This is a genomic window from Solibacillus isronensis (assembly GCF_900168685.1).
Lineage (GTDB): Bacteria > Bacillota > Bacilli > Bacillales_A > Planococcaceae > Solibacillus > Solibacillus isronensis_A.
Window position 1 is genome coordinate 77,669 of the sequence record NZ_FVZN01000014.1, and the last position, 16,229, is coordinate 93,897.

General features: G+C 39.8%; 18 protein-coding genes and 1 riboswitch. Of the genes, 11 read left to right on the plus strand and 7 right to left on the minus strand.

The window, feature by feature from the left end:
• Positions 1-2: 2 nt before the first annotated feature.
• Positions 3-47, minus strand: a riboswitch (PreQ1 riboswitch).
• Between the two features lie 287 nt (positions 48-334).
• The 3 genes from B5473_RS09165 to B5473_RS09175 all read left to right on the plus strand — a co-directional run bounded on the left by B5473_RS09165 (position 335) and on the right by B5473_RS09175 (position 3,279).
• Positions 335-1,351, plus strand: a complete 1,017-nt coding sequence (locus tag B5473_RS09165; RefSeq protein WP_079524584.1) for an ABC transporter substrate-binding protein — start codon at positions 335-337, stop codon at positions 1,349-1,351.
• Positions 1,352-1,451: 100 nt separating this feature from the next.
• Positions 1,452-2,492 carry an ABC transporter permease gene (locus B5473_RS09170; protein WP_079524585.1) on the plus strand — a complete coding sequence of 347 codons (1,041 nt, stop codon included), beginning with the start codon at positions 1,452-1,454 and terminating at the stop codon, positions 2,490-2,492.
• Positions 2,485-3,279, plus strand: coding sequence for an ABC transporter ATP-binding protein (locus B5473_RS09175; RefSeq protein ID WP_079524586.1), 795 nt, complete (start codon positions 2,485-2,487; stop codon positions 3,277-3,279). Before B5473_RS09170 ends, B5473_RS09175 begins: the two co-directional genes overlap by 8 nt.
• An 82-nt stretch (positions 3,280-3,361) precedes the next feature.
• Here the strand turns inward: B5473_RS09175 and ilvA are convergent, their stop codons facing one another.
• Positions 3,362-4,630 (minus strand): threonine ammonia-lyase IlvA, encoded by a 1,269-nt coding sequence (gene ilvA / locus B5473_RS09180; protein WP_176142060.1) that lies wholly within the window; start codon positions 4,628-4,630, stop codon positions 3,362-3,364.
• 359 nt (positions 4,631-4,989) lie between these two features.
• Between ilvA and B5473_RS09185 the strand changes: the two genes are divergently transcribed.
• Entirely contained in the window at positions 4,990-5,739 is a 750-nt protein-coding gene (locus B5473_RS09185; RefSeq protein ID WP_079524587.1) for an SDR family NAD(P)-dependent oxidoreductase, read from the plus strand.
• Between the two features lie 67 nt (positions 5,740-5,806).
• Here the strand turns inward: B5473_RS09185 and B5473_RS09190 are convergent, their stop codons facing one another.
• From B5473_RS09190 to thiD, 4 genes are all read right to left on the minus strand, one after another.
• A complete protein-coding gene (locus B5473_RS09190) occupies positions 5,807-7,162 on the minus strand; it encodes a YjiH family protein (RefSeq protein ID WP_079524588.1) in 1,356 nt (451 codons plus the stop codon).
• A gap of 281 nt (positions 7,163-7,443) precedes the next feature.
• The gene (bshB2, locus tag B5473_RS09195) at positions 7,444-8,121 is read right to left on the minus strand and encodes a bacillithiol biosynthesis deacetylase BshB2 (RefSeq protein WP_079524589.1); all 678 of its coding nucleotides are present in this window, start codon (positions 8,119-8,121) and stop codon (positions 7,444-7,446) included.
• Positions 8,122-8,134: 13 nt separating this feature from the next.
• On the minus strand, positions 8,135-8,485 hold the full coding sequence (locus tag B5473_RS09200; protein ID WP_008404569.1) for a YojF family protein: 351 nt from the start codon (positions 8,483-8,485) through the stop codon (positions 8,135-8,137).
• A gap of 228 nt (positions 8,486-8,713) precedes the next feature.
• A complete protein-coding gene (thiD, locus tag B5473_RS09205) occupies positions 8,714-9,562 on the minus strand; it encodes a bifunctional hydroxymethylpyrimidine kinase/phosphomethylpyrimidine kinase (protein ID WP_079524590.1) in 849 nt (282 codons plus the stop codon).
• A 162-nt stretch (positions 9,563-9,724) separates the two neighbouring features.
• Here thiD and B5473_RS09210 point away from each other — a divergent pair, with 162 nt between their 5' ends.
• The 6 genes from B5473_RS09210 to B5473_RS09235 all read left to right on the plus strand — a co-directional run bounded on the left by B5473_RS09210 (position 9,725) and on the right by B5473_RS09235 (position 14,389).
• Entirely contained in the window at positions 9,725-10,408 is a 684-nt protein-coding gene (locus B5473_RS09210; RefSeq protein ID WP_079524591.1) for a uracil-DNA glycosylase, read from the plus strand.
• A 65-nt stretch (positions 10,409-10,473) separates the two neighbouring features.
• Entirely contained in the window at positions 10,474-10,656 is a 183-nt protein-coding gene (locus B5473_RS09215) for a uracil-DNA glycosylase (protein ID WP_079524592.1), read from the plus strand.
• Complete coding sequence (locus B5473_RS09220) at positions 10,653-10,925, plus strand: YwdI family protein (protein WP_079524593.1); 273 nt, start codon at positions 10,653-10,655, stop codon at positions 10,923-10,925. The genes B5473_RS09215 and B5473_RS09220 overlap by 4 nt, the downstream gene beginning before the upstream one ends.
• Before the next feature lie 70 nt (positions 10,926-10,995).
• The gene (locus B5473_RS09225; RefSeq protein WP_079524594.1) at positions 10,996-11,376 is read left to right on the plus strand and encodes a DUF423 domain-containing protein; all 381 of its coding nucleotides are present in this window, start codon (positions 10,996-10,998) and stop codon (positions 11,374-11,376) included.
• 134 nt (positions 11,377-11,510) lie between these two features.
• Positions 11,511-12,707: an amidohydrolase gene (locus tag B5473_RS09230; RefSeq protein ID WP_079524595.1), complete on the plus strand. Its 1,197-nt coding sequence runs from the start codon at positions 11,511-11,513 to the stop codon at positions 12,705-12,707.
• A complete protein-coding gene (locus B5473_RS09235) occupies positions 12,704-14,389 on the plus strand; it encodes a methyl-accepting chemotaxis protein (protein ID WP_079524596.1) in 1,686 nt (561 codons plus the stop codon). The genes B5473_RS09230 and B5473_RS09235 overlap by 4 nt, the downstream gene beginning before the upstream one ends.
• A gap of 933 nt (positions 14,390-15,322) precedes the next feature.
• Here the strand turns inward: B5473_RS09235 and gerQ are convergent.
• Entirely contained in the window at positions 15,323-15,643 is a 321-nt protein-coding gene (gene gerQ, locus B5473_RS09240) for a spore coat protein GerQ (protein ID WP_079524597.1), read from the minus strand.
• 48 nt (positions 15,644-15,691) lie between these two features.
• Positions 15,692-15,820, minus strand: coding sequence for a hypothetical protein (locus tag B5473_RS21075; RefSeq protein ID WP_303047313.1), 129 nt, complete (start codon positions 15,818-15,820; stop codon positions 15,692-15,694).
• Positions 15,821-16,054: 234 nt separating this feature from the next.
• Here B5473_RS21075 and B5473_RS20645 point away from each other — a divergent pair, with 234 nt between their 5' ends.
• Positions 16,055-16,225, plus strand: coding sequence for a hypothetical protein (locus tag B5473_RS20645; RefSeq protein WP_176142061.1), 171 nt, complete (start codon positions 16,055-16,057; stop codon positions 16,223-16,225).
• The last annotated feature ends 4 nt before the right edge of the window (positions 16,226-16,229 follow it).

Sequence of the window (16,229 nt, forward strand, 5' to 3'; positions counted from 1 at the left end):
AACTCCTCCTAGTTTTTTAACGTGGGATGGTTACGAACCACGCAAAGCAACTGCAATCATAGCAATATTGAAAATAAAAGTAAAGATTTATAGGACTTTTTTTTCAATAAAACCTCAAAAAATTTATCAAGAGTAAAAAGTTTAACAAACCGCGTTGCTTAGCGGTTTGAAGTGTATTAACTAAATTCCAAAATGAGGCACATTACCTAGAATAAATTCAGAACATTCTAAATGTTATTGACTATCTAAATATGACGCGGTAATATTATTTCAACACTTCATCCAAATGAAGTTCGGCGCTTTAAATCGATAAAGTTAACTAGGGGGAAATAAGATGAGAAAAAATTTAATGAAGCTGTCCTTTTTATTATTCGGGCTTCTTTTATTATTAGCTGCTTGTGGCGGGGAAGAGAGCGAGACATCTTCAAACGAGTCGTCAAATGGCGAGGCTGCAGATACAGCTAAAGCAGATAGCGAAAAAACTTTTAAAATCGGAACAACACAAATTGTTGAGCATCCATCATTAGATGCAGCAAAAGAAGGGTTTAAAAAAGCAATTGAAGATGCAGGTATTAAAGCAGAATATGTAGATAAATCTGCGAACAATGATAACAGTGCGAACATGACAATCGCCCAGCAGTTAGTCGGAGAAAACGTAGATCTGATTTTCGCAAACTCTACACCTTCAGCACAGGCTGCAAAAAGCGCAACTTCTGATATTCCGGTTATCTTTACATCGGTAACGGATGCAGTAGGTGCAGAATTGATCGAGTCAATGGCAACACCTGGTGCTAACGTAACAGGTACGATCGATTTACATCCGGAAACAATGCCGAAAACAGTTGCTTACCTAAAAGAATTAGGAGCAAAAAATGTAGGGATGGTATATAACGCTGGTGAACAAAACTCAGTTGCACAAATTGCGGCAGTAAAAGAAATTGCAGCAAAAGAAGGCGTAACGATTGTGGAAGCAGCGGTATCTGCTTCATCTGAAGTACGTCAGGCAGCAGAATCACTAGTAGGAAAAGTAGATGCATTTTATATTATTACAGATAATACGGTCGTATCGGCACTTGAATCTGTAATCGAAGTAGCAGATGCAAACAAATTACCGCTTATTGTTGGTGAGCTTGATTCAGTAGAGCGCGGCGGTTTAGCAGCATACGGTTTCGAATACTACGATATCGGCTATGAAGCAGGGCAAATGGCAGCACAAATTTTATTAGAAGGCAAAACACCTTCAGAAGTACCGGCTGCGTACCCGGCTAACTTAAAACTAGTAATCAATAAAGCTACTGCAGAAAACTTAGGCTTGGAAATTAAGCCTGAATGGGAAGCAGAAGTACAATAATTCATTTTTATTTATACAAAAAGCAAGTCAGCCTAAACAGGTATAAAATGTTTAGGCTGACTTGCTTAAAACTTTTAAAAAAGTCAGGAGATGATTCGAGATGTTTACAGCTATGTTTGGGTCAGTGGAGCAAGGGATCATCTATGCAATTATGGCACTTGGGGTTTATTTAACATTCCGTGTGCTGGACTTTCCGGATTTAACGGTTGATGGAAGCTTTGTAACGGGGGCAGGTACGGCAGCGATGATGATCGTGCTTGGCTATAACCCGCTCCTTGCAACATTGGTCGCAACAGTTGCTGGATTTATTGCTGGATGTATGACAGGAATTTTACACACTAAAGGGAAAATTAATCCGCTGCTTGCAGGGATTTTAATGATGATCGCACTCTATTCGATTAATCTTCGAATTATGGGATTAAGTTCAGATACCGGTGTAACACGACCAAATATTCCACTATTAAATTCAGAAACAGTTTTTTCGACGTTCGGTTCTTTCTGGGAGAATTTAGGCATTGATACAGTAATTACGAACGTACTGAAATCAATGGGCTTGGCTTCTGTTCCAACAACTTGGGGAATATTAATTTTAATGGTTGTTGTAACAACTATTATTAAACTAGTAATAGACTGGTTCTTAAAAACAGAAATCGGTCTGGCAATCCGTGCAACAGGTGACAATAAACGAATGATCCGCAGCTTTTCGGCAAATACCGATTCATTAGTCATTTTAGGCCTGGGAATTTCAAACGGTATGGTGGCATTATCGGGTGCATTAATTGCCCAATATACAAAGTTTGCCGATGTCGGATTAGGTATTGGTATGATTGTTGTCGGTTTAGCATCTGTAATTATCGGTGAAGCAATTTTCGGAACAAAGTCGATTGTTCGTGTCACATTTGCAGTTATTGCCGGGGCAATAATTTACCGAATGATTTACGCATTGGCGTTACGTGTAAAATGGCTGGACTCAGGTGATATGAAGTTAATTACGGCGGTTATCGTTATTTTAGCGCTAGTAATCCCGCAAATCGTAGGGAAATATAAAGAGAAAAAGAGAAAAGCAAAACGTTTGGAAGAACGACTCGCATTACAGCAGGCTAAAGTAGATATTGAGCAGGGAGGGAAGAGCCTTGCTTAAATTAGATGGCATTAATAAAGTGTTTAACGAAGGAACACCCGATGAAAAAATTGCGCTGGACAATATTAACTTGCATTTGGCTCCTGGTGATTTCGTTACAATTATCGGCAGTAACGGTGCCGGAAAATCGACAATGATGAATATGATTTCTGGAGCGTTAACACCAGATTTCGGCTCTGTCGAAATTAACGGCAATGATTTAACCCGCTTGCCGGAATATAAGCGTGCTGTCCATATCGGGCGTGTTTTCCAAGATCCGATGGCAGGAACAGCACCAACGATGACAATTGAAGAAAACTTGGCGATTGCTTATTCACGTAACACGAAGCGTTCATTGCGTTTCGGAGTTGATAAAAAGCGTCGTGAGTTTTTTAAAACGTCATTGGAAAAACTCCATTTGAATTTGGAAAACCGTTTATCGGCTAAAGTCGGATTATTATCAGGCGGGGAACGTCAGGCATTAAGTTTATTAATGGCGACATTTACGAAGCCTTCGATTTTACTGCTTGATGAACATACAGCAGCACTTGATCCATCACGCGCTGAACTTATTACAAAGCTGACAAAAGAGCTTGTCGAGGAAAGCCGGCTGACGACACTGATGGTCACGCATAATATGCAGCAGGCGCTCGATTTGGGGAACCGTCTCATTATGATGGATAAAGGGCAAATCATTTTGGAAGTCGGTGAAGACCGTAAACAGGACTTGACGATTCCGGATTTAATGCACGAGTTCGAACAAATCCGCGGCGAAAAGATGAATTCAGACCGCGCGTTATTAGGATAAATGAGAAGTTCCAGACAGATAAAGCAAAAACTCGACTTTCTCTGAGAGAAAATCGAGTTTTTTATATTTAAATGAATATATTTTATACTAGTAACGCAAACAGTGTACTGTCGTTATTTACTTCCTTGTATTCAAAACCGTTTGCGCGCATACGCTCAATTAATCCTGCATGGTCTTCGCGGTTTGCAAGCTCAATGCCGACCAATGCTGGACCACTTTCTTTATTGTTCTTCTTCGTATACTCAAATGTTGTAATATCATCATTCGGCCCAAGCACTTCCGTTAAAAATTGGCGTAATGCTCCTGAACGCTGCGGGAAACTAACGATGAAGTAATGCAGCAGCCCTTCATAAATCAGTGAACGCTCTTTAATTTCCTGCATACGTCCAATATCGTTATTTCCTCCAGAAATAATGATGACAACCGATTTTCCGCGAATTTGCTCTGCGTAAAAGTCGAGTGCTGCAACCGACAATGCTCCAGCAGGCTCTGCAATAATTGCATGCTTATTATAAAGATCTAAAATAGTCGTACATACTTTGCCTTCCGGAACGGCGATAATATCATCCAAATAGTGACGGCATACTTCATATGTATCATGCCCAACACATTTAACAGCAGCCCCATCAACGAATTTATCGATCGTATCCAGTGAAACCACTGCTCCGTTTTGAAAAGCAGATTTCATGCTGGCTGCACCTGCAGGCTCAACACCGATAACTTTACTCGATGGAGATAAGTTTTTGATGTAGGAAGAGACACCTGACATTAAGCCGCCACCGCCGATACTGCCAAATACATAATCGATCGGTTCTTCGATGTCATTCATAATTTCGACTGCGACTGTACCTTGGCCAGCCATTACATCTGCATCATCGAATGGATGGATAAAAATGCGGTTCTCCTGCTCACAATAGGCAAGTGCGCTTTCCGCAGAATCATCAAAAGTATCTCCTGCCAGCACAATTTCCACAAAGCTTCTGCCAAACATCCGTACCTGATCGATCTTTTGTTTCGGTGTCGTTTTCGGCATAAAAATTGTCGCTTTAATTTCCAGCTTTGCGCACGCATAGGCAACACCTTGTGCATGGTTGCCAGCACTTGCACAGACAACACCTGAAGCACGAGCCTCAGTTTCGATTTTTTTAATTTTATAATAGGCACCACGTAATTTAAATGAGCGAACATGCTGCAAATCTTCACGCTTAAAGTAAATTTTTGCCCCATACTTTTCTGATAAATATTCGTTTAATTGCAGGGGTGTATGTACAACAACATCTTTTAAAAAATGATGTGCGATTAATACGTTTTCAACTGCAATCGTAGTTGGTTGAGTAACTCCCATTTCCATGTAACCTCCGTCATCTGATTAAAGATTATATTATTCTATCATAAATTTATGTCGTAATGGCGTAAAAATTCTGTATATTATGAAAATTCATCAATATGCCATAATGAAAGCGGTTTAATAGAGAAAACGTGCATTGATTTAGACAAGATTTCCTTCAAACTGAAACACGCACTATATCTTTTTGAAGTGCATATCAATAAACGAAACAGGAAAAGCTTATGTATGAACCAAGTCTTAAGTCACCTCCCAATGTTTATTTGAAAAACAAAGGGGAAAAATAAATTATTGTGGCAGGGCAATTTTGCGGATAGGAAAAACTTATTGGCAACGTCCAAAATTATATATCAGGAGGAATAGCGATGACTAAAACAGCGATTATTACAGGTGGAGGCAGCGGGTTAGGACAGGCAACTGCAATTCGTATGGCTCAGGAAGGTATTAATATTGTGGTAGTGGATGTCAGTGAAAAAGGCGGAAACGAAACAGTTGAACAAGTAAAAGCACATGGCGTAGACGCTATTTTCATTAAAGCGGATGTATCAAAAGCTGAAGAAGTAAAAAACGATGTTGATCAAACAGTGAAGCATTTCGGTTCAATTGATTACTTCTTTAACAATGCAGGGATTTCCGGCAGCGGTAAATTCTATTTAGATACTACGATTGAGGAAATCGAACAAATTGTCGGTATCAACTTGCTAGGGGCACTTTATGGCGTACGCTATGTGGCCGGAGTAATGCTGAAAAACGGTGGCGGTTCCATTGTTAATACTGCATCAAGTGCCGGTGTAATTGGACAGGATTCCGTTGTTACATATTCGGCAACGAAACACGGAATTGTTGGGTTAACGAGAAGTATGGTAGCAGAATACGCAAAAGACGGGCTGCGTGTTAATGCAATCGCTCCAGGTCCGACTGAAACACCAATGGTAAAAGCCTTTTATGAAGCAAACCCGCAAATGAAGGAAAATGCTACAGGCGGAATCCCGCAAAAGCGTTTAGGTACACCAGAGGAAGTAGCAGAGCTTGTAACCTTCCTGCTAACTTCAAAAGCCGAGTATATTAATGGGGAAGTTATCCGTATCGACGGCGGCTTCACTAGCACGAAATAAACAATAAAAAGGGCTGCACGGAAAGTCAGTAGTAAATCTGACTTTCTGGCAGCCCTTAACTTTTTAATTAAAATAAAAGATGCGCAATTGCTGCGATAATTGGAATCGAGATGATTGTACGGATTAAGAAAATGATAAATAAATCCCAGATTTTTAATGGAAGCTTCGTACCTAAAATCAGTCCGCCGACTTCCGACATGTAGATTAACTGTGTAACCGATACTGTCGCGATGAAGAAGCGTGTCATTTCTGATTCAATGCCGGCACCTAAAACTGAAGGTAACAGCATATCCGCAAAACCGACAATCATCGTTTGTGCAGCTTCACCGGCTTCAGGAATTTGCAGAAGCGCTAAAATAGGCTCAAATGGCATCCCTAGAATACGGAAGAAACTTGTAAACTCTGCTAACACTAATGCAATTGTTGCGAACGCCATAATAATCGGTGTAACCGCAAACCACATTTCCAGTACATTAATAAAACCGTTTTTAATCATTTTACCTAAGTTACGGTTAGAATCGGCTTTGTTTAATGCATTGTGTAAACCGAAAGTTACTACATTAAAACCTTCTTTTACATCTTCACGGTTTGTAGGAGCTTCACGGCCATCAATTAAAGTATCTGCTTTTTGTTTTAACGGATAAATACGAGGCATAATGAATGCTAAAATTAATCCGCAAATAATGACAGAAGCATAGAACTCGATGAAGTAATCACCAATGCCGATTGTTTCAACTACAACTAAACAGAAAGTAATCGATACGACCGAGAAAGTTGTTGCGATTGTTGCAGCTTCACGGCCTGTATAATTTTTTTCTTCATATTGTTTGCTTGTAAGCAATACGCCGATTGTGCCATCACCAACCCAAGAAGCGAGACAGTCAATGGCTGAGCGTCCTGGAATCTTGAATAGGGGACGCATAATTTTCACCATCATTGAACCGAAGAACTCGAGTAAACCGAAGTCTGTTAATAAAGGCAACAATAAACCGGCAAATAAAAACAGTACAAACATGAAAGTTACAAGACCGGATGCCGGATCAAGTAACACGCCTGTTGTAACGTCACTTGTTAAACTCTCAGGTCCGATTTGGAACACATACATACTTGCAAATACAACTGCAAATACACGCATAATTGTCCAGAACCAGTTTACACGGAATAATGAATCAACGAGTGTACGTTGCTCTTTATTTTGCGGAATAAACTGCATTACGACAGATCCTACCGCCGCAATAATAAATACGATGAATGCAAACCAGTGAATGAATGGCTCCACTTTACCTGCCAAAAAGTTCGCAAGGATCGCAATCGGTACTTTTATGCCGTCTTCTGTACTAATCGGTGTAATAAATAGAAAGACACCAAGAGCAGAAAGGGCAATAAATAGAAACCAAGTATAAGAAGAAAATTTTGTTTTCATATATGATAACCTCTTTGATTGTTAGTTTGAATATTTATACACTATAAAACGTGTTTATTCATTTGTCTACTGTTTTACATAAAGATTAATATTTCTGAAAACTATACCGATTAAAAAATGAATATAATTAGGCAGGCGAAAGGTTTAAACGTAATAAACATCATATTTTTGAAGAAATAAGCTAAAATTGAAACGAATAAAAATACAAGAGATGAATAAGAGAAAAAAAGACGCCTGCAAATCCAAAAATATGCAAACGTCCTTGAAATTATAAATATACATTAATCATTGAATGTTACAGTATAAAATCTTTCGTGGCTTAACCAGTTATCTAGCGAAACATCACCGGTATCTACTCGTTTTTCTGCGTCTTGAATCATCCAGGCAGTTTGAGAAGCATGCGCTTTTAAAGCTTTTAACTTATCTGCTTTGACAGACGAGATTTCGATTGTAACATCCGGCTCACCGTTTTTCTCGACTGTGTCATTCGCAAATGCACAAGCTAAAATACGAGGGCGATACTGTTTATCAATACGGCGTACCGCTTCGACAACAGCACGTCCAGTTGCTTCATGATCGGGATGCACAGCAAAGCCAGGTAAAAATGTGAAGATTAGCGATGGATTCAGCTCGACAATCAAATCATTAACGAGCTTGACCATTTTTTCATCGTCTTCGAATTCAACTGTTTTGTCACGTAAACCCATCATACGCAAATCACCGATACCCATTGCCTCACACGCTTCCATCAGCTCTTTTCGGCGGATTTCCGGCAATGACTCGCGCGTTGCAAATGGAGGATTTCCTAAGTTACGTCCCATTTCGCCCAATGTTAAACAAGCATATGTAACAGGAACTCCCATGTTGTGGAATAAGCGTAATGTACCTGCAACTGAAAAGGCTTCATCATCCGGGTGCGGATAAACGACTAAAACGTGACGTTCTTCTTGTAATGTCATATAAGCGACCTCCTTAATAGGCGAATGGCGTTTCGCTGATTTCTAATGCAACCGCCAGCTTTCCAGTATTATCTAAACCGGCCATTAGTAATCGGCCCTGATCGTCCAGTTCAAAATGTGTAATTCCTTGTGCGTAAACCCAGCCATGCGGCATTTTAAGTCCGACACGGTGTGGGGCGTCTCCTACAACTTTTCCTAATTCATAGCGTATTTGTACATTGCGGATAAATGCGCCTGCATTAAAAAAGCCTTCATTGTAATGTGTTGCATAAGAGCCGTTTGTAGTTTCTAGATGAATAAAAACGTCTTTGTTCGCAAAAGAATTAATTAACTCCTGGAGCTCGTTAGTATTTACTTCCTTCATCACTCTTATTAACTCCTTTCGAATCTTTCTATTAATAGTATAGTCAAATATATTCGACTGTGAAACGAAAAAGTCACACAAGAAATGAGTTCTTGTGTGACGCAGCTATATCAAGTACGCCTCAGCGTAATTGCGTCCGGATTCGGCTTTGCGTTGACGCAAAGAATTCCTTGCCGAATCTGTGACATCCGCCGGAGGCAAAACTTCTACTTGTAGAAGTTTTATGCATTATGCTTTAACATAATTTGGAATTGTTGTAACAGTAACTTCAGGTGCACCGAAACGTGGTTTTGCCCCGTGCATTACTGGTCCAACATGTTCATTTAAAGCCCATCCGTGTTTAATCGCCGCTGAAACGAATTCTTTCGCTTCAATAACCGATTCCTCAACAGAAAGACCATTTGCTAAGTTTGCACAAATACTCGCTGCAAAAGTACAGCCTGCCCCATGATTATAAGTAGAAGAAACTTTTTCTGTTTCTAATAATTTAAATTCTACTCCATTATAGAACAAATCAACGGCTTTATCATGTACTAAGGCTTTTCCACCTTTAATTACAACATTTTTTGCGCCAAGCTCATAAATTTTCACAGCGGCAGCTTGCATTTGCTCGATTGTTTTCGGCGTTGTTGTGCCTGCCAGCTGTCCTGCTTCGAAAAGGTTAGGTGTGACAACTGTTGCATAGGGTAATAAATATTTAATCATTGCTGTCGTGTTGCCAGGGTTTAGTACTTCATCTTCGCCTTTGCAGACCATTACAGGATCAATGACAATTTTATCTGTGCCGGAAGCTTGAATCGCTTTTGAGGCCATTTGAATAATTTCTTCAGTTGAAAGCATACCTGTTTTAATGGCATCGACACCTGTTGAAAGGGCTGTATCGATTTGCTTTTGTAGTAATTCTGTCGGTAGTGGTGTGACTGAGTGGCTCCAAGTTTTCGGATCCATTGTCACAACAACTGTCAATGCGACCATTCCGTATGTGCCATGTTCCTGGAAAGCTTTTAAATCGGCCTGCATTCCTGCTCCTGCAGAAGTATCAGAACCGGCAATTGTTAAAGTTTTTTTAAGTGTCATATAGCATATCTCCTTAAAGTGAAAATTCGAATTATAATTAGGTTAAGTATAACGCTTGGCTGACTATATAAAAATAGTCAGAAAACGAAAAATCTATAATGCCAGAAAAATCACTTGAACTTCTGCAGCAAATTCAATAGCGTTTAAAATGAGGTGGAAATTATGATGGAACAGTTGACGAATAGTTGGAAAGATTTATTGGCCCAAGAAGCAGAGCAACCGTATTATAAACTTCTTGAGACATTTTTAGAGAGACAATACATGGAAGAAACAGTTTATCCGAAGAAGGAGAATATTTTCAATGCTCTCCGGTTAACAGATTACGATCATGTAAAAGTAGTCATATTAGGACAAGATCCGTATCATGGTCCGAATCAGGCACATGGCTTAAGTTTTTCAGTTGAAAAAGGGCAAAAATTGCCGCCGAGTCTAAAAAATATGATGAAGGAACTGCAGCAGGACATTGGCTGCGAAATCCCGGAGCATGGGGACTTAACGTCGTGGGCAAAGCAGGGTGTATTATTATTAAACACTGTTTTAACTGTACAGGCAGGTAAAGCCAATTCCCATAAAGGCCAAGGTTGGGAACAATTTACGAATGCTATTATTGAACATCTCGCAAAACGTGAACAGCCAATTGTATTTTTATTATGGGGAAAACCAGCGCAAAGTAAACGGATTTTAATTGAACGAATTTCAAGTAACCATATTATTTTGCAATCACCACATCCGAGTCCGTTAAGCGCACACCGCGGCTTTTTCGGAAGCAAACCATATTCAAAAGCAAATGAAGCACTCCTGTCGTTAGGGCAACAGCCAATTGACTGGTGCTTAGCGAAGAAATAGGGAAACAAGCTAAACTTTTGCCTAAAAGCATGGTAAAGTATTGATAGAAAGAGAGGGAACGGCAAATGAAAGTAGATTGCTTTAAATGCCAGCATTTTCGTGTGACATGGGATCAGTTTAATCCGCGCGGTTGCACAGCATATGGCTTTAAAACGAAGCAGCTGCCATCTCTCGTAGTAAAACAGTCTTCGGGAATGGACTGCTTAAAATTTGTACCGAAAAATAGAGAAGGTGGGCAAAAGCGATGATTACGTATGAATCGATTGTTAAGCAAATTGAAAAATTGACAACAGAAGCAGCACATGCGGCAACAGAACAACAAGCCCGTGAAAAACTTGCAGCAATTCGTGCGCTATGTGATGTCGTTTTAGACGAAAAAATCAGTTCGCCAAAACCTGCTTCCATAAATAGCGTGAGTGCAACGATCTCGTCACCCGCATACACGCAACCGGTCGCAATTCCAGCACAAAAACTTGAAGAAGACGATGCAAACGGCGACTCATTGTTTGATTTTTAACAGAGAAATACGCCCGTTCGAAGTCTCATATGGATGAAATCTGTAATAGAAAAAGAAAGAGGTAAAAGAAATGAAAGGTTCAATTATATCTGGCGCAATCCACGGTTTTTTAGCAGTTGCATTAGGCGCCTTTGCAGCACATGCACTGGAAGATATGCTCGATGATTACAGTGCCGGCATTTGGGATACAGCAATCCAGTATCAAATGTTTCATGCAACAGCACTTATTTTGGTCGGAATTTTAATGTCAAAAGCAATTTTCGGTGAAATGAAGCAGTTAAAAATTGCGATGTTCTGCTTTAATGCAGGTATTATAATCTTCGCAGGAAGCTTAATGGTATTAGCCTTGACAGGAATCGGTGTACTAGGTGCCATTACTCCTATCGGTGGGGTATTCTTTTTAGTGGGCTGGATTATGGTTATAACGGCAGTAGTAAAAAAGACTCAATAAAATTCGTAGCATATACTTCTTAAAATGGAAGTATATGCTTTTTTTATTATTTTATTAGGAAAATCAAATCTTTTATCTAAATTATTTGAATTTATTGTATAGTTATAAAGTAAGAGAGTAAAGGGGTAAGGAAAATGGACCAATTATTATTAAAGTTAGAAGAAAGTTTTGAAGAGATGGTAATTATCCGACGCTATTTACATGAGCACCCGGAACTATCCCATCACGAAGTACATACACCTGCATATATTGCAAAATTCCACCGTGAACTAGGTTTGGAAGTACGGGAATTTGTAGGAGGGCGCGGAGTTGTAGCCACATTAAAAGGTGCAAAACCAGGAAAGACGGTAGCTTTACGTGCGGATTTTGATGCATTGGCAATTCAGGAACTAAATGATTTCCCTTATAAATCAAAAAATGATGGAGTGATGCATGCATGCGGCCATGATGGTCATACGGCAACTTTGCTCATTTTGGCGAAAGCTTTGACAGAAATGCGGGAACATCTATCCGGCAATATCATGTTTATCCATCAGCATGCAGAAGAGCTTGCTCCAGGTGGGGCAAAAGCAATGATCGAAGATGGCTGTTTAGACGGTGTGGACGTAATTTTCGGAACACATTTATGGGCACCTACTCCTTTAGGAGAAGTGCTTGTACGAGAAGGAGCCATTATGGCAGCGGCAGACCGATTTGAAATTGTGATCCAAGGAAAGGGCGGGCATGGTGCGGAACCACAGCATTCGGTTGACGCAATCGTTGTTGGTGCACACTTTGTCACCCAATTGCAGACAATTATTTCGCGACGTGTTGCACCGCTTGAATCGGGTGTAGTGACGGTCGGGCAATTTGAAGCGGTCAATCCGTTCAATGTCATAGCGGATACAGTGAAAATTCAAGGGACTGTACGTGCTTTTGATGAACAAGTGCGAAAACAGATGAAAGAGGAAATCGAATTATTATTGAAAGCGACATGTTTAGGAATGCATGCTGACTATCGTTTTGAATATTTTGATGGGTACCCGCCTGTAATCAATCATGTAGCCGAAACACAGTTTGTTGCTCAAATAGCAAACGAAACACCTGGTGTTGAAAAGGTTACAGTTTGTCCTCCGTTTATGATTGGGGAAGATTACGGCTACTATATGCAGCATGTTCCAGGAACTTTCTTCTTTACAGGAGCAAAGGACCCCGAGTGGGAAACGGTATATCCGCATCATCATGCCCGGTTTGATTTTGATGAACGAGCAATGCTCATTGCCGCAAAAGTTTTAGGACAGGCAACATTGGAATTTCTTTTAAATGAACAACGAGAAGAGGAATCAACATGAGTGTAGGGAAAAGGTTAAATGCTGCACTAGTTATAATGATTATATTAATTATGATTACTGTAGTACTTAATTATATGAGTTTGAAAAATATACAGGGAAATATGGATGAAGCGCTCGACTACAGTGTGGAGCAAATTCGCTCCGTAGACAAAATCCGTTTTAATGTCGCGATGCAAGGAATGTATGTGCGGGCACTTGTTTTTGATGGAAAAGAAGAATCTGCCGAAAGCTTTAAACAGTACAACGAATTGCTGGATCAGGAGATTGAATATTTAAATAAACTAGTATCAAACGGAACGATGAAAGAACTGATGGAACAAGTCGTTAAGAACCGGGATGACTTTAATTACGGTTATCTTGATATGATGGATGCTTTCGAACGGGGAGATCAAATACTCGCAAACGGTTTTATAAATACAAAGCTGCGCGCGGCAAATGACGGAATGTTCGATGCAACAGCTCAGATGGTCGAGTATCAGGAAAATAAGCTCGATGCGATTAATAAAAAAGCTGATGAAGCAATTGCCTTTTCAGTTTTAGTTGCCGGTATCGCTTTAGCAATCAGTGTTCTTATAGGCATACTTGTTATGGTATATATTCGAAAAACAATTATTTCTCCATTAAATGGTATTGTACATGAAGCGAATATTATTGCAGCAGGGGATTTATCGCAACAAGATATTCAAGTGAAGACAAAGGACGAAATTGGCCAGTTAGGCAATGCGTTCAATTCGATGAAAAATAATTTATCGAACCTGATTAAAAATATTCAGGTTAATTCAGAGCAAGTAAATGCGGCAGCACAGGAACTTTCTGCAAGTACTGAAGAAATATCGGCGACGACAGAAGATGTGACGGGGCGCGTAAATTATACAGCTGAAAGAGCACAAATTTCTGCACATGCATCAAATGAAAGTGCCCGTGCAATGGAAGAAACAGCAGCAGGTGTGCAACGAATTGCTGAATCAACGCAAAAATTACTTGGAAATTCAGTTGATGCGACACAGACAGCTAAAGACGGTGGGCAAATTATTTATGATGCCCAACAACAAATGAGTATTATCAGTTCATCAACAAACTCTGTAAATGCTCTAGTGCAAAAACTGGCGCAACAAACAGAAGAAATTAATAATATTTCCCAACTAATCACATCGATTACGGATCAGACGAATTTATTGGCATTAAATGCAGCGATTGAAGCCGCCCGCGCCGGAGAACATGGAAAAGGGTTCGCTGTTGTAGCAGATGAAGTGCGGAAGCTGGCCGAGCAATCGAAATCATCCGCCAACTCAATTGTTAACTTAACACTTGAAATTAAAGCAGATACGGAAAATGTTGAACGTGCCGTATCAGATTCGTTAGTTTCTGTGGAAGACGGCGTGAAGATTATTTCAAATGCCGGGGAATCATTTACAACGATTGTAGATGCAGTGACACAAATGTCGATGCAAATTCAGGAAATTTCAGCTACTTCCGAAGAGCTTTCTGCAAGTGCAGAGCAGGTGACAGCATCGGTTAATGAAATTGCCCTAAGTTCAAATGAATCAAGCGGCAATTTGGAAATGATTGCGGCAGCAGTAGAGGAGCAAACCGCTACAATGCAACAAGTAAATGCAGTAGCCGTATCACTAAGCGACAATGCACAAACACTCCAACAGGAAATTCAGCAGTTTAAGGTATAACTTATTCAGTAAGGTTGAAATCAGTGGAAAACTGATTGGAAAAGTTAATGACTCTTAGTAAGAAACGGATATCTTGTGAAATTGATTGGAATGGAGGGGAGGCGACTCCAGCGGGAATAGCGAAATTTATTTTGCGACGAAAGCGAAGCGTCAGGAGCACTGACGCCTGAGACTTGGAACAAAAGCTAAGAACGCCACGTCCTGTGGCAACGCTTTTGTGACCAACATCCTGTTGGCCTCACGCCCGCGGAAAGCGTCCGACCCGGAATGGAAATCAATTTTAACGTACAGCAAAAAAACGTCATTTTTCTCTTAGAGAAAAATGACGTTTTTTGGATTAGGTCTCTTGTTATGTGTGCTGTAAATCTATAACAAAAAAGCGCTGTGGAGAAGGGCGAATTGCCGGGGGGTGTTCTAATAAAAGCTGATCTGTACTGGTGAAGGCTGTTTCGTCCAATAAAAGAGTACTTCTTCTAATAAAAAATTTTTTCTTCTAATAAAAACTGATTTGTTCTAATAAAATTGCGATTTTCTAATATATCGTGCAGTTGTTCTAATATCATTTTGAAATGTTCGAATATCGGTGCTCAATCTTCTAATATCACACCAACTTGTTCTAATAAGCTGTTCATTTGTTCTAATAAAATTAAGGCAAGACTTTTTTCGTGCCTCAATTTCGGGCAACCCCTGCTCCAGTACAATGCTAATTCAGCCATCTTCTAATATCCGCTTCGGTTCTTCTAATAACACACTAATTTCTTCTAATATCACGCTCGAATGTTCTAATAAACTACTCAATTGTTCTAATAAAATTACGGCAAGACTTTTTCCCGCCTCTATTTCTGGCAACCTATTTTGGGATTAGGTCTCAACTGATATTATGTCGTTTTTCTGCAACAAAAAAAGGCGCTTGATGAAGGCGCCTTAGTTTTTTTATGGTTGCTGTGTAAAGTAACTTAATTCTTCATCGAACTCCGCATAGTCGAAGTAAATCATCGGGAACAGGAAGCGATGGTTATTTTTTAAATCGCGTAAAATTACATGGTCCCGGCCGGCTGCTTCTACAACCCCACGAACCGCCCGTGTATTACTGCCAGCTACCGCATTATCAAATGAAAAATAAAACGTACCCGGTTTCCCTCTGTTTAATCGTAAAATATTCTCGATATAGGATTCCTCACGTGGAAAGCCTACTCCTTGCATGCCTTGCATAGTTGTAGGCATCGGAACCGTCGCAGGATTCATCTGTTGCATTGGAGACGTCCAATAATAAGTCAATTTTGCATCCTTTCATAAAGAAATTTAATATACTGCAGTCATCGGCACAAGAAACAGTAAACGAAGAAATGGCTGCTGTTTCTCTGTTTTCACATTAAGCAGGGCACTTGCATCACCTTCTGCCGCACTGTAACCGAGAAAGAAGGGCGGCATGTAAACCTTTTATTTGAAGTTTAGGCGTTCGATGTGACCTCCTTTTTCGATTTAGTATATGCATAAATAAAAAAAATGAACACCAAAAAAAGCAGTGTTGTTTTTTGACCATGCAACATACAATAGGATATCTAGTTTAGTTATATGTAATAAATTTCAATGAAATGGGTAAGATAAAGTAAATAAATAAGAGATTGTTGCCGGTGTTGACGAAAAGCGCGGGAGTGGAACATCATGAAAATAGGGGTTTGGTTAGGCATAATAATTAGCGCATTATTGTCCTATGCGGTTGCAATTTTTTACGAACAGCCGATACATTGGTATTTATTGGTACTTCTAATCGTCATCGGTTTATTCATTAATACAGTCATAATAATTTTAAAAATGCAGGATGATCATACGTGAAGGA